Genomic DNA, 18949 nt, shown 5'->3' on the forward strand with positions numbered 1-18949 from the left:
CCTGGGCGTCAGGCGCCCCGCGCGCCTCCTCCCCCCACGCCGGGGCGTCTCCTGGGGGCCAGGGCAGCGCTGCTGGCTGCCCTGGCCCATTCAAGGGGAAGGCCGGGGCTTCAGCTCCCGGCGGCGCGCGGCGCGGGCAGACAATCCCAGCGCGGCGCGCCCAGGTGCTGGAGGAACCAGAGGCACGCCAGGTCCACCATCTGCGTCAGCGTGCCGGGCTCCTCGAAGCGGTGCGTGGCGCCGGGGATGACCTCCAGGCGCTTCTCCGCCGTCATCGCGGCGTAGGTGCGGCGGTGGGGCTCCTGCGCGGACGTGTCCTCCGCGCCGACGATGAGCATCGTGGGCGCGCGCACCCGGGCCAGCGTCGCCCCCGGCTGCGCCAGGCGTCCGCCCCGGCACACCACCGCGTCCACCGACTCCGGCCGCATCGCCGCGGCGGCCAGGGCCGCGGCCGCGCCCGTGTACGCCCCGAAGTAGCCGATGCGCAGGGCGCTGGTGCGAGGCGCGCGCCGCAGCCAGCGCGCCACGCCCGCCAGGCGTCCGCCGAAGAGGCCCAGGTTGAAGCGCAAGTCCCGCTCGCGGCAGGCCTCCTCTTCCGCCGCCGTCAGCAGGTCCACCGCGAGGGTGGCCAGCCCCTCGTTCTGCAGCAGCCGGGCGACTTCCAGGTCCGTGACGCCGCGGCGGCTGCTGCCGTGGCCCCGGACCATCACCACCACGCCGGTGGCGCCTGGCGGCACCTGGAGCAGGCCCCTGAGCTCCACGCCTTCTTCAACGGGGATGCGGACCTCTCCGTCCGCGGCGGGGGGCGTCCAGCTCCCCGTGCCTTGCGGCTGCGTCACCAGCCCGCGGACCGCCTTCTCCGAGCCTTCATCCGACCTGCGTGAACCCTGCTTCTTCATGCGGAGTCCCTCCTCTTTGTCGGACTGCGTCGCTGCCGTGCTACACGCGCTACGGACTGGAATGATGCAGAGGCCGTGCCAGGGCTTCCCCAGGCACGGGGTGAGCCCATTCTACCAGCGCTGCCCAGGCGCGGCGCGGCGGGGCCGGTGACACTTGGGGGACGAACAGATGACCCGACCTGGGGAGTCCTATCGTTTTTACCGGTGGGCCAGGATGAGCTCGAAGGGGCCGGGGAGGACTTCGGCGTCCTTGAAGCCCGTCTCGTCCAGCACGCGCAGGTAGTGCTCCACCTCGCGCAGGCGGCTCACGCAGGTGTCCACGCCCATGAGGAAGTAGGACCAGAAGAACTGGGCCGCCAGCCGCTCCGGGGTGCGGAACTCCTCGCAGATGAGGACGCGGCCGCCGGGCGGGAGCGCGTCGCGCGCGGCCACGAGCAGCGCGCGCGCCGTGTCCGCGGGCCAGTCATGCAGCACCCGCACGAAGCAGAGCGTGTCGTAGCCGGCGGGCAGCGGTTGCTTGAGGAAGTCGCCGCCCTGGAAGCCCAGGCGTTCGGGAGGAAGGCCGAAGCGCTCGCGGGTGCGCGTCACCAGCGGCTCGGTGGCGGGCAGGTTGAACACGTCCACGCGAAGGCCCGGGTGCTCGCTCGCCAGGTGCGCGGCCAGCGTGCCGTCACCGCCGCCCACGTCGAGCGCGCGCCCGCCGCGCTCCCACAGCCGGTCGCGATGGGCGCGGAACGTCTCCAGGATGGGAGGCAGGCCCGCGGCCATGCTGGCCTCGAAGCCCGCCACCTGCTCGGCGGTGCTCGGAGGCCAGTCGAAGGCGGCGGCGGGCATGGAGCGCTCACCGCGCAGCACCTGGGGCAGGTGCCCATGCAGCTCGTGCCAGGCGTAGCGCTCCCGGTCCTTCTCCAGGGACTGCGGCCCCAGCACGGCCTGGGCGGCGGCGCGCAAGCCAGGGACGGCCTGGTAGCGCGCGGACTCCAGGGCGTCGGTGGGCTGCTCGCGCAGCACCAGCCCCAGGCTCTCCAGACAGTCGAGCAGCTTGTAGAGCCGCAGGGGCACCAGCCGGTGCCGCGCCGCCAGTGCTGCCAGGGTGACGGGGCCCGGCTCCAGGGCGTCCAGCAGCCCCAGGTCCAGGGAGGTCTTCAACACGTCCACGGCGCGGGCGCCGTTGACCAGCAGGTGGAGCAGCGCGCGAGGGGTGGTGGCCAGGGCCGTGGCCGCCCCCTTCATGGCTGTTCCACCTGCATCCTGGCCGCGTGCGCCATGGGGCAGCCGCCGCCTGGAGGGGCCCGGGTGGCGCCCGGGGCGAGGCCGCCTTCGCGCTGCCACCCGGACGTCAGCTCCAGCCGCACGTCCCAGAGCTGGCGGAACAGCGGCAGCGTCATCCGCCCCGCGAGCACTTGCGTGGGCAGGCCGTCCAGCGCCTTCACGGAGCGGTCCACGCCAATGGTGCGGCGCACGAGCTGGAAGTGGGCATGGAGCCAGCCCTGGAAGGCCTCGTCCAGGTCCACCAACTGCTCGCACAGGCGCTTCAAGTCATCCGGGCCACCCGCGGTGTACACCGTGGTCAGCGTCTGTCCCCGCCGCGCGAGCAGCCGCTCCAGGGCGCCTTCCAGCCCCTGCGCCACCCGCCGCAGCATGTTGTAGCCGGGGGACTCCTGGCCGCTGCCGTTGCCCAGGCTGCGCCGGATGACCTGGTAGGTGTCCGGCGTCATCGTCTCCAGGATGGCCAGCTCCTGCTTCACCGCCTGGAGCACCCGGCAGATGCGCTCCAGCCGCGACGAGGCCGCCCACAGGGCGTCCCTGTCCAGCTCGGCCACGACTTCCACCGCCTCGCGCGAGGCCAGCTTCAGCCAGAGCTCCTGCGCCTGGTGCACCACCTGGAACATCAGCTCGTCGTGGGTGACGCGCTCGCCGTCCGCCGCCTGCAGCGACAGCAGCGTGGGCGTCTTGAGGTAGACCTCGTAGTCGAGCTCGCCCTTGCCCACCCACTTCTTCAACAGGGGGTTGAAGAGGGGTTCAGCCAGTTCGAGTCGTAACTTTTCAGCGTGACTGTAATCAACGGACGCGCTCATGCGTCCCTCCGCAGTAGGGGTGGCTCGGAAGGTGTGGAGTCGCGGGCACCGTCCCGACGGCACCCGCGGGCATGTCATCCGGCGTTCAGGGGGCAGGCGTCGGTGTGGGGGGCCGGGGCTTCAGGTGGAAGGCGCGCAGGCGCTGAGCCAACTCCTCGCCCTGCACGCTTTTGGAGATATATCCGTCCGCACCGGACGCGAGCGCCAGGGAGCGCAGCTTCGATTCGTCGGATGCTGAATAGAGGATGAACTTCGTCTTCGGCAGCGCGTACTGGCGCGCCAGGTTGACGACCTTGTCGCCCTTGAGGGCGGGGAAGTTCACGTCGATGAGGACGAAGTCCGGCTCCACCGAGCGGACGAGGTTGGAGACACCCAGCGCGGAGGTGTGCGTGAGCACCTCGAAGCCGTAGGCGCTCAGCGAGCGCTGTACGAGGTCGAGCAGGTCCGGGTCGTCGTCCACCACCAGGACGCGCGCTTTTTCTTCAGACATGGGTTCTCCCTAGATGCTTTCGAATCATCTCGAGCAACTGGTCACGATCAAGGGGCTTGGTGAGGTACGCGGTGCAGCCGGCCTCGTGTGCCTTGTCCTGGTACTCCCGCCCCGCGTGTGCCGTCACCGCGATGACGGGAACATTGGCCGCGGCGGGTAGGGCCCGCAACCTGCGGGTGACCTCCCAGCCGTCCAGGCGGGGGAGCGACAGGTCCATCAGGATGAGGTCCGGGGCGTCGCGGATGGCGCGCTCCAAGCCGTGCTCGCCGTCCTCCGCTTCAATGACCTCGAAGTGGCCGTTGAGGTAGCGGCGGACGATGTCGCGGTTCTGCGCGCTGTCCTCCACATAGAGGATGCGGGCTCGCTTGCCGGCGCTGGCGGCGCGCTGGGACAGCAGCAGGCCCTTGGCCTGGGCGATGACGTCCTCCAGCGCGTGGCCGCCCTTCTTCACGAAGCCGGCGAAGCCGTCACGCAGGAGGGCCTCTTCCTCCTCGGAGAGCGTCTTGCCGGTGAGCACCACCACGGGCACCTGGAGCTTCTCCGCGCGCAGCCGGCGCAGCACCTCGAAGCCGTCCAGGTTGGGCATCATCAAGTCCAGCACCACCAGGGCGGGCGGGGACACGCGCGCCTTGAGCAGGGCGTCCTCGCCGTTGCGGGCCTCGGAGGTGGAGAAGCCGGCGCGGCGCAGGTTGCGGCTGACCAGCTCGCGGGTGGCCGAGTCGTCGTCCACCACCAGCACCTCGCCCACGCTGGTGGTGGCGCCGGCCGTCTGGTGGAGGCTGCGCTGCACCACCTCCACCAACCGGTCCGGCTCCACCGGCTTGACGAGGTACTCACACGCGCCCAGGGAGAAGCCGCGCGCGCGCTGCTCCTCCACGGAGATGAGGATGACGGGGATGCCGGCCAGCGAGGGCTCGCTCTTGAGCTGGCTGAGCACCGACCAGCCGTCCAGCTTGGGCAGGTGGATGTCCAGGAGGATGGCCTGGGGCCGCAGCTCGCGGGCCCGCTTGAGGGCGGCGATGCCGTCCTCGGCCACCACCACCTTGAAGCCGGCGGGCTCCAGTTGTCCGGCCACCAGCTGCTGGATGAGCGGGTCGTCGTCCACCACCAGCACCGTGCTGCCCGGCTGCGCCAGGGTGCCCACGTGTTGGGCCACCTCCGACATGGGCACGCCGCGCTCCAGGTGCGGGCCGCCGCCATTGTCCGGCGACTCCAGGGTGGAGGGCAGGCGCACCGTGAAGGTGGTGCCGCGGCCCAGCGTGGAGCTCACGGACACGGTGCCGCCCAGCACGCGGGACAGCTCGCGGACAATGGCCAGCCCCAGCCCGGTGCCGCCCACCTTGCGCGTGGTGGAGCCGTCCACCTGACGGAACTTCTCGAAGATGAAGGGCAGCTGGTCGGAGGGGATGCCGACGCCGGTGTCCTCCACCGTCATGACGACCTCGCCGCCCGCGGGGACCAGGTTCAGCGACACCTCGCCCGCGTCGGTGAACTTGGCGGCGTTGCTGAGCAGGTTGAGCATGATCTGCCGCAGCTTCAGCGCGTCCGAGCGGAGCATGCGGGCGGACGGGTCGATGTTGGTGGTGAGGGCCACGTCCTTGCCCTTGAGGTACTCCTTCACCGTGGCCAGGCACTCCTCGGCCAGCTCCTGCACGTCCACCTGCTCGGTGACGACCTCCACGCGGCCGGACTCAATCTTGGACAGGTCCAGGATGTCGTTGATGAGCGCCAGCAGCGTCTTGGCGTTCGTCTTCACGACGTTGAGGTCGCGGCGGCCGTGCGCCGTCAGCCGCTGGCCCTCCTCGCGCATCAGCAGGTCGCAGTAGCCGATGATGCCGTTGAGCGGGGTGCGGATTTCGTGGCTGAAGTTGGCCAGGAACTCGCTCTTGAGGCGGGCGGCGGCCTCCGCCTCCCGGGCGCGCTCCTCCTCGTTGCGCTTGGCCACCGCCAGCTCCTGGGCCAGCCGGTCCAGGTCCTCGTTCTGCTGACGGATGATTTCCATCTGCAGCGCGCGCTGCTGGTAGGACGCCAGCGAGCGGGCGGACACGGCGCGGGTGCGCTTGATTTCCTCCAGGCTGGCGGCGAGCTGCTTGTTGGCCGCCTCCAGCTCCGCCTTGGACGCGCGCAGCATCTCTTCATGCTGCTTGCGCTCGGTGATGTCCTCGGTGACGCCCATCACGTAGCGGGCCACGCCCTGCTCGTCCAGCAGGGGCAGCTTGCGCGTGGCGAAGATGCGGTCCACGCCGTCGGCGCGGGCCACCTCCTCGAAGGACTTCATCTGCCGGGTTTCGAGAATCTCCGAGTCGATGGCGATGAACGACTCGGCCTGCTCCTTGGGGAAGTAGTCGTGGTCCAGCTTCCCCAGCAGCCACTGCTTGGTGACGCGGAAGGCGTCCGCGAACGTCTTGTTCGCCACCACCAGCCGGCGCGTCTGTGCGTCCTTCACGAAGAGGACGAACGGAATCGCGTCGATGATGTTCTCCATCAAGTAGTTGGTGCGCTCCAGCTGCTCCGCGGTGGCGGTGTGGCGGCGGCGGTCCGCCGTCATCCGCAGCTCGCGTTGCACCACGGGCGCCAGGCGACTGAAGCGGTCCTCGGTGATGTAGTCGAGCGCTCCGGCGCGCACGCTGGCCTCCAGCGTGTCCTCGCACCAGTCGCGCGACAGCACCACGAAGGGCAGCTCCTTGCCGTACTTGCTCCACAGCGCCTTGACCTCGGCGAAGCCCATGTCGGGGACTTCCGAGCCGCACAGCACCAGGCCCCACGTGCGTGACAGCGCGGCCTCCGCCGCGGCCGCCGTGGTGGCGCGCTCCGTCATCACCGTCACCCCCGCGCGCTGGAGGGCTTCCTCCACGCGTTGGCACTCGCGCTCGCCGGCCACGAGCAGGAGCGACGCATTGTCCGACGGAGACTCAGAGGGAGGCTGGGAGGAGGCCATGGCTCAGTTCGCCCCGAAGACCAGCGCGGTCAGCGTGGTGTTGATGTGGAACCCCGAATAGATTTCGAAGTGCACGTTCATCCCAGCGGCGGTGGGTGCGGCCTTCAGCGTCTCAGCCAATTGCTGCACGGTGTTGGTGGCGCTGGCGTACCACATGCGTCCACCACAATGGAAAAGCAGGGCGGCCTGGGGCTTCTGGACCCTGCGGGGGACCTCGTCGGTGAAGAAGCTGCGCGTCATGCCGGCCATGTCGCCCAGCTTCATCAGCTCCAGCTCGGTGCCTTCCTCCAGCAGGTTGGCGAAGAGGATGGAGCCATCCTCCTGCGGGCTCCAGGCGGCGCGGATGAAGTACTCCCGGCCCACGCGCAGGGCGGTGGGGCGCACGGCGAAGCCCCGGGGCGTGCCGAACTCCAGCTCGTCCACGCCCACGCCCAGGATTTCCGCGTAGCGCTTCGCCGCCGGGCGCCCGTCGATTTCGAGCGCGCGGGTGTGGCTTTCGTCCACCTTGGTGATGGTGAGCTTCTCGCCGGTGGGCACGTACCAGTGGGAGCGGAGCGCGGCCCAGGGCGCGCTCGTCTTGAAGAGGGCCACCAGCACCGCGTCGGTGGCGACCTCGCCGTCCACGTGGACCATGGCGGACTGCTTGGCCGGGTCCCGGTTGGTGTCGCTGGCGCCGCCGCCCACCAGCACCAGCGTCTGGCACTTCTCCAGGATGCCGAGCAGCAGCTCTTCCTTCTTGTAGCGGAAGCCGTCGTCAATCACGAGGCCGACGAACCGGCGCGGGTCCAGGTCCTGCTGCCGCACGCCCAAATCCTCGCACGCGCGCTTGATGGAGGTGGCGCCCGCACTGATGGCGTCCACGGACAGGCCGGTGCCCAGGCCCAGGCCCACCTCGAAGTCACCGAAGAGGGCGCTCATCACCACGCTGCCCTCGTGGATGCCGGTGTTGTCCAGCTCGCCCGCGGTGGTGGCGCCAATCAGGCGCGTGCCCGCCGGCAGCCGCTGACGCACGGCGCGGTTGAGCGCCTGCTGGTCACGCTCCCGCGAGGCGAACATCGTCACCAGGCGGGGCGTGTCGCTGCCCAGCTGACTCAGGAGGTCCTCCGCGGCGGCATCCGGCTCCTTCAACGTGGTGCGAGCCGTCTGCATCTTGACCTGAGCCATGGAGGTACTCCGGGTTGCGCGAGCGGGGGTTAGAGGCCGCTGCCGGGGTGCCGAGTATGACAGGCGCCGGTGCACTGCTGGAAAGACTCCGCGCCGCCCCCCACATACATGCTTTCGATGGGTCCGAATTGCGCCACATGGCTGTCCGGATAGCGCTTGTGACAGGACAGGCAGGCGGCCTTGCTGGTGCGCTGGATGCTCTCCTTCGTCTGGTGACAGGACGCGCACTGCTGGAGCGGTGCGTCAAAGCGGTTGGACCGCGAGTGGATGAAGTGGGTGCGCACGAAGATGGGGCCCTCCAGCTCGAAGGCGAGCGGGGCGTGGCACCCGGCGCAGGCGGCGCGGTTGTCGTTGGCGTGGAGCACCACGCCCAGCTCGCCGCCCTTGCTGTGGCAGGAGGTGCAGGGGCCCGTGGTCAGCTTGGGCTGGGTGCGCTGCTTCGTCCCCACCTGGATTTCAAGGGTCGTCGTCGCGGGGAGGTCCTCGCCCAGGTACGCGCGGCGGCCCTTTACCGTCACCAGGTAGGTGCCGGGGGCCGCGTTGGCCGGCAGCTTGAACTGCCAGGTGTCCGTGTTGGGCTGGTTCCAGAGGTTCGGGTCGATGAAGGCGCCGCCGAAGAGGACGTTGGCGAAGGGCAGGGTGGCGAACTGGGAGAAGACGCCGTCGCGCTCGGGCGTGGCCACCACCTGCTCGTCCACCTCGGGGTCCAGGAAGGCCTCCAGCGGGACGATGGAGCGGATGGGCTGGATGTGCTGCGCCGGCCCGATGATTTGCGTCATCAGCATGCGCTCGCGGTGCTTGCGCCGGTAGTAGGTGGCCGTCGCGTCGAAGAAGGCCCGGTAGTACTGCAGCCCGGAGTCGGTGCCGTCGGGCGCCACTTCGTTGTAGGGCGGCAGGTAGCCCTTGTCGTGGAGCCGGTTGCCCGCGCCATCCCGCAGGGTGAGCTGGAAGGAGATTTCCGTGCCGGGGGCGTAGGTGCCGTCCGGGCGCGGCGGGGTGAGGGCCTCCACGCCGATGCGGAAGCCGTAGGTGTAGCGGCCGTCGACCACCTGCTCCACCGGGATTTCGTAGGGGGCCGCCGGGCGCAGGCTCCAGCGCAGGCGCAGCTTGCGCGTGTCGGAGCGAAGCGTGAGCGTCTGGCGCTGGGCGTGCTCGTACGCGTTGCGTAGCTCCAGGATGGCCTCCTCCTCGAAGGACGTGGAGGCCGAGCAGTCGTCGGGTGTGGCGCAGCCGTTGGCCGTCTGGATGCCGCGGAAGCGGCGGATGAAGAAATCATCCAGGCCCGCGCGGCGCTGATGCTCGGTGCCCGCGTTGAGCAGGATGGGGACGCCGGTGAGCCGGCCGCGCGAGTCCACCGGCTCGACGATGAAGTGGCTGGGCAGGTCCATCCACGCCGCGCCCCGGTAGTAGCGGCGGCGGGTGTAGGGCCCCGGGGCGCCCACGGACTCCTGGTCCACCTGGCGCACGCCCCACCAGCCCAGGCCGCCGAAGTCACTCCGCGCGATGATGTTGCTCAGCCCTTCGTCCCGGGTGGAGTTGACGAAGGCGCGGATATCAATCTGGTTGATGAAGAAGGTGGCGCCCTGCCGCACGCGCAGCGGCTTGCCCACGCCGTTCTCCACCTCGAGCGCCAGCCCCACCGCGGGCGTCTTGTCAGGCCACGGCCAACCGCCGAACAGCGACGGGGGGGCCGCGTCCGGGAGCGTCTTGTCCGCGGACCGCGTGTCCAGCAACGCCGTCTCCAGCGAGGCCAGGTCCGGCGCCTGCGCGTCCAGCGGGGCTGCGTCCAGGGCATCCTGTCCGCCGCAAGCGAGCATCAGCCCCGCGAGCGACGCGAGTAGGGCCCGGGGGGCTCCAAGTCCACCCATGGTGCAACTCCTCGTACGTGTGAAAGCCGACGCCGCCATGGCGCCTGGGGCCAGTGGGCCGTGTAACCCGTCGCCTGTGGGGCGGTGTGGGCCGGGCCTCTCCCGTTTCCGGGTTTCCCCGGTTCGAGCCTTTTTAGCCGTACGAAGATTATCTGCAACCAGCAGATTTGTTCAACTTTTAGGAAAACAATCCACCTGGGGTCGAACCTGCTGTGTTTTCAAGGAGATGGATGGCTGCCCCGCAGGGCCGCCTCACCCACAAGGTCATACCTGCACTTCATTCATTGAGCAGGATTCCTTGTTTGTCCTGCGAGGAAGTTCAATTGTGAATTCCGCGCCTTCTCCGATGCAGCTCTGGACGTGGATGGTGCCCCCGTGGGCCTCGACGAGCTGGCGGACGATGTAGAGCCCCAGTCCGGTGCCGGGGTGCTGGCCGCCGTCATGGACGCGCTGGAAGCGGTGGAAGAGGCGCTGCTGGGCTTCCACGCCAATGCCGATGCCGCCGTCCCGGACGGCGAAGCGGACGCGGTGGGCATCGGCCTGGACGCGCAGCTCCACGGGGTGGCCGCGGCCGAACTTGAGGGCGTTGCTCAGCAGGTTGGTGACGACGCGGTCCAGGCGCTGCCGGTCCCACTGGCCGGTGGCGCCCTCCTCCACGCGGACGCTGAGGGCGCAGCCCGCGGCGCTGGCCTGGTCGCCGTGGCGCTCCACCACCTCGCGCACCAGGTGCGCCAGGTCCAGCGGCTCCGTGTCCAGCACCATGCGCCCCGCCGACAGGCGGGACAGGTCCAGGAGGTTGTGTACCAGCCGGCCCAGGCGCCGCGTCTCGCCCTCGGCGCCGGCCAGGCCTTCGCGAAGCCGCGTATCGGAGCTGCCGGCGCTCTGCATGGACAGGCGCCGCAGCCGCAGCTGGAGCGAGCTGAGCGGGTTGCCCAGGTCGTGCGCGGCGACACCGATGAGCTCCAGCGCGTCCTGCGCCTGCGCCAGCAGCCGGGCGTTGTCGAGCGCGAGCGCGGCGCGCGCCGCCAGCTCCTCCATGAAGGCCCGGTCCACCTCGCCGAAGCGGCGGTGCGTGCCGGTGGACAGCAGGCACAGCGCGCCCAGCACACGGGAGCCCACCGCCAGCGGCACCGTGAGGGCGGACGTCACGCCCAGCGCGCCCAGCAGCTCGCCATGCGCGCTGCCTTCCAGCGCCGGTGGGAGACGGGCGCCGTCCAGCTCCGGCAGCAGCTCGCTGCGGCCCGTGCGCACCACGTGGGAGGGGCCCACCTCGCCATCCTCCGGGCACCGCAGCAGCGGCTCCCACATGTGGTGGGTGACGGCGAGGTCCTCGCAGGCCACCGCGTGCGGACGCACCGTGCCGTCCTCGGAGGGGAGGAAGAGGATGCAGGCGTCCGCCACCTCGGGCACACACAGCCGGGTGAGGGCCTCTCCGACTTCGCGCGCGCCTGACAGCGGCTGGAGCACGCGGCCGGCCTCCGCGAAGAGCGCCTGGGCCCGCTCCATCCGGCGGCGCTCGGTGATGTCGCGCGTCACCATCACGAAGCCGCGCAGCCGCCCGTGCGCGTCGTACAGCGCGGTGAGCAGCGTCTCCGCCCAGAAGCGGCTGCCATCGCGGCGCACCCGCCAGCCCTCCGCCAGCAGGCGCCCCTCGCGCGCGGCCCGCTCACGGTGCGCGCGGGGCACGCCAGCGGCCACCTGGTCCACCGGGTAGATGCGGTCCGTGTCGCGTCCGGCGAGCTCCACCTCGGACCAGCCCGTGAGGCGCTCGGCGCCCGCGTTCCACGCCGTCACCCGGCCGTGCCAATCCAGGAAGCACAGCGCGTAGTCCGTCACCCCGTCCATGAGGAGCTGCAGGTGCTGCTCGCTGGACTGGTGGCGCGCGTGCAGCGGCGCCAGCGCGCGGTGGAGCACGAAGCCCAGCGCCGCCACGCAGGCCAGCCCCAGCAGCCCCGCCAGCACGGCCTGGGGCAGGGCGCCGTGGCCCAGGGGCATGCTGGCTTGCGCGAAGACAGCGGACAGCAGCGTCGCGAGCAGCAGCAACCCGGCGAACAGGCAGGCGGACAGGCCCGCACTCACGCGCTGAGCGAACGTCCAACGGCGCATCATGTGGTGACTCCCCCCCCGAGGCACCCTGTCGGGCGTGCCGTCGGTGAGGAAAGCATCACCCAGACTGCACGTTGGAAGACATCGTCCTGGTGGGCGGGGTGGGTCCACCCCAGGGGCGTCAGGGAATGGCCTTCGTCCAGACGGGGAGTTATGAGCGGACGTTCCATGTCTCTCGTCGAAGGTTCGAAGGTCCGCTACCTCCCGCAGCCCGAATGGGGTGTGGGGCATCTGTTGTCGCTGCAGGAGGAGGGCGCCAAGGCGCTCGTCGCCTTCCCCGCCCGGGAAGACGCCCCGGTGCTGGTGTCCACCAAGGGGGGCGCCCTGGTGCAGTACCCGCTGCCTCCCGGCGAGCCGGTCATCACCTACAAGGGCCGCCTGGCGCTGGTGGTGCGCGAGGAGCCGGGGGCGCGCGGCCTGCGCCGCTACGTGCTGCGCTACGTGGAAACCGACGAGGAGGACGAGCTCCCCGAGTCCTCGCTGCGCGCGCTGCCGCCCCGCTCCGACCTGCTGTCCACCCTGCGCGAGGGCCGCGTGGGCGAGGCGCGGGCCTTCACGCTGCGCAAGCAGGCGCTGGTGCTGGACGACGAGCGCCGCTGTGACGCGCTGGGCGCGCTGCTGGCCAGCCGCATCATGGTGAAGCCGCACCAGGTAGGCGTGGTGCAGCGCGTGTTGTCCGCCAGCCGTCCGCGCTTCGTGCTGGCGGACGAGGTGGGCCTGGGCAAGACGATTGAGGCGGGCATGGTGTTCAGCGCGCTGCGCCTGTCCGGACTGGCGCGCCGCTGCCTGGTGGTGGCGCCCAGCCACCTCACCGTGCAGTGGCTGGTGGAGCTGTTCCACAAGTTCAACCAGCTCTTCACGCTGATGGATTCGGACCGCTACGCGCAGTCCCTGAAGGAAGCGCCGGAGGTGTCTCCCTGGGCGCGCTTCCCGCTGGTCGTGACGAGCCTGGAGCTGCTCCAGCGCAGCGAGGAGCACCGCCGCGCGCTGGCCGGTGAAGACGCCTTCTGGGACCTGGTCATCATCGACGAGGCGCACCACCTCAAGGGCGAGCGCGCCTTCGAGGCCGCGCAGGTGCTGGCCAGGAATACGTGGGGCCTCTTGCTGCTCACCGCCACGCCCATGCAGTTGGATCCGGCAGAGTACCACGGCCTGCTCACCCTCATCGACGCGGCCACGGCGCCCACCGTCGCGGGCTTCGAGGAGCGCCTCAAGCGCCAGGAGGAGCTGTCCGCCGCGGTGCGCGCGCTGATGGAGGGGGGCAAGCCGTCCGCGGCGGTGCAGGCGCTGGCCAGGCGCTTCCCTGAGGACGCGAAGCTGTCCTCGCTGAAGGACCGGGACGCGCTGCTGCAGCACCTGTCGGAGACGTACAGCCTGAGCGACAGGCTGGTGCGCAACCGCCGCGCGGTGGTGGGCGGCTTCTCCACGCGCCGGCTGCACCGCTACCCGGTGACGCTGCCCGCCGAGGAGCTGAAGGTCCGCGACGCCGCGCTGGCGGTGCTCGCCGGGGCCAGCCTGCGCGGCGCGCCGCTGGGCAACGTGCTGCGCCGGCTGGAGTCCAGCCCCGCCGCCTTCGCGGGCGCGGTGCGCGCCAACCCCGTGTTCAAGGGCCACACGGAGGCGCTGCGGCTCGCGTCGCGCGACGCGAAGTTCGGCGCCTTCCTGGGCGTGCTGCGCGGCGTCTGGACGTCGGAGCCTGGGGCGAAGGTGCTCGTCTTCACGGAGAGCCGCGACACGCTGGACGCGCTCCAGGCCGAGCTGGGCCGCGAGGGCGTGGAGGCGCTGGGCTACCACGGGGATTTGCCCCTGGTGGAGCGCGACCGGCAGGTGGCGCGCTTCCGCGACCCGGAGGGGCCCAAGGTGCTGCTGTGCACGGAGGTCGGCGGCGAGGGCCGCAACTTCCAGTTCGCGCACCACCTGGTGCACTACGACTTGCCCTGGAGCCCGGCCACGGTGGAGCAGCGCATTGGCCGCCTGGACCGCATTGGCCAGACGCACCCGGTGGAGATTCACGTCTTCGACCCGGCGGGCACGCTGGCCTCCGACGTGCTGATGCTGCTGGCGGACGCGGTGGGCGTCTTCGGCGAGACGGTGGGCGGCCTGGACGCGGTGCTGGAAGAGGTGGAGGCGCGGCTGGCCGAACTGGCGCTGATGCCGCGCGAGGCCCGCATGGCCTACGCGCAGGCGCTGAAGGCCCGCGTGGAGGCGGCGCGCGCGCAGGTGAAGCGCGCCTATGACCCGCTCCTGGACGTGCGCAGCTTCGACCGGCCCGCGGTGGAGCGCCTGGTGAAGCGCGCCCAGGAGCGCATGGGCATCGAGGCCGACGAGGACGGCGAGGAGGACGCGTCCGGCGTGGAGGATGGCCTGTGGGGCATCGCGCGCGACCTGGACGAGCGGCTGGAGGAGACGGTGACGGAGCTGGCGCGCCGGGTGGGCATCGGCGTGGACACCGACGAGCAGGTGGAGGCCTTCCAGGTGGCCTTCCAGTTCGGCCACGCGCTGAAGGTGGACGGGCTGCCGGGCATCGACGTGATGGAGGACCGCACGCAGCTGGGCACCTTCTGGCGCGACACCGCGGTGGAGGCGGAGGAGCTGGAGTACTTCGCCACCGGCCACCCGCTGGTGGAGGCGCTCTTCGGCTTCCTGCGGGACGGCCCCTACGGGCGCAGCGCCTTCCGCTTCATCGAGCGGCGCGGCCCCCAGAAGGGGCGCGGCGTGGAGCTGCTCTTCCACGCCCAGCTGCCGGAGCCGGAGGACACGTCCCCAGGCGCCCGGGTGCCCAGCCGCCAGCTGGCGCGCTTCCTGGAGCGCACGCTGCTGCACGTGGCCGTGGTGGACGGCGCCGGGGGCCCCAAGGCCGACACCGCGCTGCTGCCCGCGCTGGAGACGGAGGGACGCTCGCTCAAGGGGGACGAGGTGGCGCGCGCCTTCCCGGGCTTCGCGGACTTCGTGGACGCGGCGGTGCCCGTGGGCCAGAAGGCCGCCGAGGCGGAGCTGGCGAAGCTGGCCACCCGGGCGCGCAAGGCCATTGAAGCCGAGCGCGACGCCGCCGTGGCCCGCCTGCGCCTGTCCCTGGGGCACCAGGGCCTCTCCACCGAGGCCGTGGAGGCGCAGCTGGACGCGGAGCGGATCCACTACACCCGGCTGCTGGACGCGCTGGCGGGCGCCAAGGTGGTGCTCGACTCCGCCTGCGGCTTCGTCCTCAACCGCTGAGGCGCCCCGTCAAATGTCCGCCTGTGGACGCGTGATGCCGTGTTGCTCGGACGTCATGAATTACTGCTTTTGTTCTCTGAGTGAAATCGCGCGTTTTCAGCCTGGCGGGCCATTTGACCGATTCCTCAATCAACGAGAAATAGGATGGTGGAGGCTCGTATGATCCACCGAGGCACCCCACGTACACGACGTCAGTCGGGACAGGCCGCGGTGGAAGCGGCGCTGACCCTTCCCCTGGTGGTGTTCCTGGTCCTGGGGACGCTGCAGCTCTTCATGATGCTCCAGGCCCGCATCCTGGCGCAGGTGGCGGCGTACCGGGCGGTGCGCGCGGGCAGCATCAATCACGGCAACTGCCTGCCGATGATGCACGCGGCGCTGGTGACGATGCTGCCCACGGTGGCGCGCACGGACAGCGCGGAGACCCTGGCGGCGGCCTTTTCACCGCGGCGTCACAACCACTTCCGGGTGCGCAGCTCCTACGGGCGCGACTTCAACGAGCCGTTGATTGAAATCGTCCGGGAGTCGCCGGATGCCGGCTGGGCGCAGGCGCTGACGGGAGGCGAGGACCTGCTCTTCGACCAGCCCACGGACAACGCGGGGGCGCTGCGGGCCCGCACGTTGGAGATACGCATGGTGGCCTGGTACTACATGCGCATCCCCTTCGCGAACTGGGTGATGAGCCGCATGCTGCTGGCCCACTTCCGGCTCCGGCGCTACACGGCGGCCAACCCGCTGATGCCGGTGCAGCGCCGCTCCGCGTGGTGGGGTGAGACGAGCGCCACGCTGGGACGCGACGGCTGGCCCGGCGGCGATTTGGGCGCCCGCATGGTGCGCTGGAGCGACGAGGGGCACTTCGTGTTCCCCATCCAGGTCAACGCGGCCATGCGGATGATGACGCCCGTCATGGCCGAGCACTTCATGGGAGGTCCCGCGTGCAATCTCCACGGCTCGTGAGGCACTCGAGGCGAGGCCAGGCGCTGGTGCTGTTCGCGCTGACGCTGCTGCTGCTGACGTTGATGGTGCTGATGACGCTGGGCTTCGGCATGCGCGCCAAGGAGCGCGTCGAAATCCAGATGGCCGCGGACGCGGCCGCCTACAGCCAGGCGGTGGCCACCGCGCGCGCCTTCAACGCCATCGCGGTGATGAACCGCGCCCAGGTGGCGCACATGGTGGCCATGGCCGGCACCCAGTCACTCATCAGCCACAGCAGCCAGGCGTACGCGGCCCACTCCGTCGCATGCCCCGGCATCATCCCGGCGCCGGCGTGGTTCGCCGCGGACGCGGCCGCCGCCACGCAGGTGCAGCAGCTCCAGGGGCGGGCCGGCAACATGTTCCGGGGCGGGCTCAACATCTACGGCAAGCTGCTCAGCGAGCACATCGCGGGGCAGGAGCTCACCCGGCGCGTCGCGCAGGCGGTCAACCCGGAGCTCCAGGCGCCCGCCGCGGGCGCGGCCAAGAGCTTCTCCGAGCTCAACGGGGGCAACGACGTCCCCGAGCGCGACGCGGTCATCGCGTCCATCAAGGCGGGGACCTACAGCTGCGGCGTGGGAGACGGGACGCTGTGCCCGTCGGGCGGCGGCACCCCCGCGCTCAACGCCACCATGGGGAGCATGGGGTGGACGTGGGTCCACAACCGGCCGGGAGGCACCGCCAGCTTCGGCACCGGCGGCGCCGCCGTCTCCACCGCCTTCCGCCGCTATGGCTCGGTGGCGCAGATGGACCCCTCGTCGTACCACACCGTGTCGGGCCGCAACTCGACGGCGCATGACCACGGGCGCGTCGTCATCCCCACGCTCTGCCCCACTCCGCCCTCGGTGCCGCCCATCGCGACGGATGCGTGGGTGATGTCCGACGAGGAGCAGACGCACGAGGACCAGCATGTCTACGGCGCGCGCCTGCCCCCGGGCCAGGCGCCGGAGGACGGCACGCCGCCCTACGAAACGCACACGCTGGGCGCCTGCGTCGTGTGCCCCGGCATCTGGCCCTACTCCATTGGCTACAACGTGGACGAGCTGCACGCCGGCGCGGCCAACCACTACGGCCAGCCCAAGCTGTACAGCATGCTGTACCGGGACTACGCGAGCGCGGCGCGCCGGGCCCGCCCGGACCCGTGGAACCTCTTCTTCCGCTTCCGCTTCGCGGGGACCGAAACAGAGTTCGACAACAGCAGCCCGCTGGGCCGCATCCGCCCCACGGGCCGCGAGGACGTGCACCGCAACCAGGTGGCTCTCTCCGCGGGGCAGGTCTACTACCACCGGCCCGCGGGGCAGGGGGGCGGGTGGCGCGAGCCCCCCAACTTCCTCAACCCCTTCTGGCGCGCCACGCTGGTGAGCGCTGAGGGCGCCCGGGATGACCGGCCCGCGGACAGCTTGTCCGCCGCGGGCTTCTCCGGGCACGCGCGGGCGCTGCGCGAGCTGCACTCCGTGGGCTACCGGGGCGGTGGCCCCGGCGACAGGAGCTACTGACATGAGGGCTCGCCACGCACGAGGCCAGTCGTTGGTGGAGACGGCGCTGGGGACGATGGTGTTCGTCACCATCCTGCTCTTCGGCATCTACTTCGCCGAGGTGGGCGCGCTGACGCTCAAGGTGCAGGAGGCCGCCAACTTCGCGCTGTGGAACGCCACCGGCCGTGTGATGCACGACCCGCGGGACAACGAATGGGGCCGGCGGGGCACGGTGCTCGCCGCCGAGGCGGAGGCCAACGGCCGCTACGTGGACTTCGACGGACGTCGGCGCATGGGCGGCACGGGCGTGGCCGTCCAGCAGGCCATTGCCCGCGCGCAGCCCATCCAGGTGGATTGCCGCCCGGAGCTGCCCGGGGGCGTACCAGGGCTCACCATGGCGGACGCGGACCCGGACCTGGCCGGCACCATCGCCATGGGGACGCAGGGCATGGGGTGCACCGCGTCCTCGAGCATTCGCGGCGTCCGGATTGGCCGCTATCTGGAGGATGGCCGGGAGGGGTTCTTCCAGGTGGCCCAGCGCCGGGCCGCGGATGCCTTCACGGTGTGCGCCGCCGGGCGCGCCTCGGGAGGCCGCTGCACGGCGCGCTTCGGCATGCTGCTGGATGACTGGGGCCTGGGCACCGCGGCGGAGGGCCAGTCCTGCGCGCTCAACACCGATGGCGCGCGCCGGTGCGCCAACCTGGACTACTACGAGTGGACGCAGCGCGTGTACCGGGCCAACGGCGCGGGTGGCAACGCCGGCTCCGCGCTGGCGGCGCTCACCGGCACGGTCGGCGTCAACGAGGACCAGTTCTTCATGAGCTTCCGCGGCGCGGAGACCGACTACGAGGAGAACCTCGGCGCGACGCACGCTGGCGGCCAGACGCGCTGGGAGGTGACGCCCTTCGACGCGCCCAACATCCGCTCGCACAACGTGGGCCGGGCCAACCACTGGCTCGGGGTGCCGCGGTGACGTGGCGCCGGGGGCTGCTCGTCACGGCATGGCTGCTCGGCGCGGCGCCCGTGGCGGCGCAGGGCACGGCGGCGAGCAAGGCGCCCGCCACGGCTCCGGCGCGGCCCGAGGCGCCCTCCCGGCCCCGCTTCGCCTGGCCCCGCGTGCAGGTCATCAACACCGTGGAGGCGAATGAAATCGTCGAGGCCGGGGGCATCCCCGTCGCCCTGCGCGCCGTGCACGCGAAGGAGCGGATGGATGACCTGGTGCAGCGCTTCGCGGACGCCTTCCTCCAGGCGGGCCTGCACGTGCCGCCCGGTCATGAGCAGCCGCAGCTCGCCAGCGGCGCGGTGATGCTCACCGCCATCGACGGGCACCGGGGCATCACCTACACCGTCATCTTCCAGCCGCGGCCGGACCGCACCACGATGATGTACCTCGGTGAGGCCAACCACGCCCTGCGCAGGGACCCGGCGGCGGCGGGGGACTTCGCGCCCATGCCGCCCCAGGCCAGCCAGGTGCTGCGCGTCAACAGCGAGAGCTCCCGGACGCTCGCCTTCCACGTCCCCATGTCCGGCGAGGCCGTGGACGCCTTCTACGCCCAGGCGCTCACGCGCGCGGGCTGGCGGCTGGAGGAGGGGGAGACGTCCTTCTACGTGCGCGCGGGCGAAGAGCTGCGCGTGGTCCACGAGCCGGGCGAGGCCCACCAGCGGGCCGTGGTGCTGGTGTACCGCGGCGGACGGAGCGCGCGGCCGCCGCCGCCCGGGCCCGCCGCCGTTCCCTGAAGCCCCACGCCG

The 18949-nt window shown here is 71.3% G+C and carries 13 protein-coding genes; 5 read left to right on the forward strand and 8 right to left on the reverse strand.

Annotation, left to right across the window (positions count from 1 at the left end; translation table 11 throughout):
* Positions 1-110 precede the first annotated feature (110 nt).
* The 8 genes from KGD87_RS30375 to KGD87_RS30410 form a co-directional block, all read right to left on the reverse strand.
* A complete protein-coding gene (locus tag KGD87_RS30375; protein ID WP_284664441.1) occupies positions 111-899 on the reverse strand; it encodes a dienelactone hydrolase family protein in 789 nt (262 codons plus the stop codon).
* 198 nt (positions 900-1097) lie between these two features.
* Positions 1098-2132: a methyltransferase gene (locus tag KGD87_RS30380; protein ID WP_284664442.1), complete on the reverse strand. Its 1035-nt coding sequence runs from the start codon at positions 2130-2132 to the stop codon at positions 1098-1100.
* Positions 2129-2977, reverse strand: coding sequence for a tryptophan 2,3-dioxygenase family protein (locus KGD87_RS30385; RefSeq protein ID WP_284664443.1), 849 nt, complete (start codon positions 2975-2977; stop codon positions 2129-2131). The genes KGD87_RS30380 and KGD87_RS30385 overlap by 4 nt, the downstream gene beginning before the upstream one ends.
* Positions 2978-3062: 85 nt before the next feature.
* On the reverse strand, positions 3063-3467 hold the full coding sequence (locus KGD87_RS30390; RefSeq protein ID WP_013936116.1) for a response regulator: 405 nt from the start codon (positions 3465-3467) through the stop codon (positions 3063-3065).
* Entirely contained in the window at positions 3460-6405 is a 2946-nt protein-coding gene (locus KGD87_RS30395) for a response regulator (RefSeq protein WP_284664444.1), read from the reverse strand. Before KGD87_RS30395 ends, KGD87_RS30390 begins: the two co-directional genes overlap by 8 nt.
* Before the next feature lie 3 nt (positions 6406-6408).
* A complete protein-coding gene (locus KGD87_RS30400; RefSeq protein WP_176419784.1) occupies positions 6409-7569 on the reverse strand; it encodes an FIST signal transduction protein in 1161 nt (386 codons plus the stop codon).
* A 29-nt stretch (positions 7570-7598) separates the two neighbouring features.
* Positions 7599-9476 (reverse strand): cytochrome c3 family protein, encoded by a 1878-nt coding sequence (locus KGD87_RS30405; RefSeq protein WP_502887968.1) that lies wholly within the window; start codon positions 9474-9476, stop codon positions 7599-7601.
* A gap of 225 nt (positions 9477-9701) precedes the next feature.
* Positions 9702-11546, reverse strand: a complete 1845-nt coding sequence (locus tag KGD87_RS30410) for a sensor histidine kinase (protein ID WP_284664446.1) — start codon at positions 11544-11546, stop codon at positions 9702-9704.
* 165 nt (positions 11547-11711) lie between these two features.
* Between KGD87_RS30410 and KGD87_RS30415 the strand changes: the two genes are divergently transcribed.
* The 5 genes from KGD87_RS30415 (at position 11712) to KGD87_RS30435 (ending at position 18937) form a co-directional block, all read left to right on the forward strand.
* Positions 11712-14756 (forward strand): helicase-related protein, encoded by a 3045-nt coding sequence (locus tag KGD87_RS30415; RefSeq protein WP_284664447.1) that lies wholly within the window; start codon positions 11712-11714, stop codon positions 14754-14756.
* Positions 14757-14900: 144 nt separating this feature from the next.
* On the forward strand, positions 14901-15710 hold the full coding sequence (locus KGD87_RS30420) for a TadE/TadG family type IV pilus assembly protein (RefSeq protein WP_284664448.1): 810 nt from the start codon (positions 14901-14903) through the stop codon (positions 15708-15710).
* Positions 15689-17221: a pilus assembly protein gene (locus KGD87_RS30425; protein WP_284664449.1), complete on the forward strand. Its 1533-nt coding sequence runs from the start codon at positions 15689-15691 to the stop codon at positions 17219-17221. The genes KGD87_RS30420 and KGD87_RS30425 overlap by 22 nt, the downstream gene beginning before the upstream one ends.
* Before the next feature lies 1 nt (position 17222).
* Entirely contained in the window at positions 17223-18173 is a 951-nt protein-coding gene (locus KGD87_RS30430; RefSeq protein ID WP_284664450.1) for a hypothetical protein, read from the forward strand.
* On the forward strand, positions 18170-18937 hold the full coding sequence (locus KGD87_RS30435; RefSeq protein WP_284664451.1) for a hypothetical protein: 768 nt from the start codon (positions 18170-18172) through the stop codon (positions 18935-18937). Before KGD87_RS30430 ends, KGD87_RS30435 begins: the two co-directional genes overlap by 4 nt.
* The last annotated feature ends 12 nt before the right edge of the window (positions 18938-18949 follow it).

This window comes from Myxococcus sp. SDU36, assembly GCF_030168875.1.
Taxonomy (GTDB): domain Bacteria; phylum Myxococcota; class Myxococcia; order Myxococcales; family Myxococcaceae; genus Myxococcus; species Myxococcus vastator.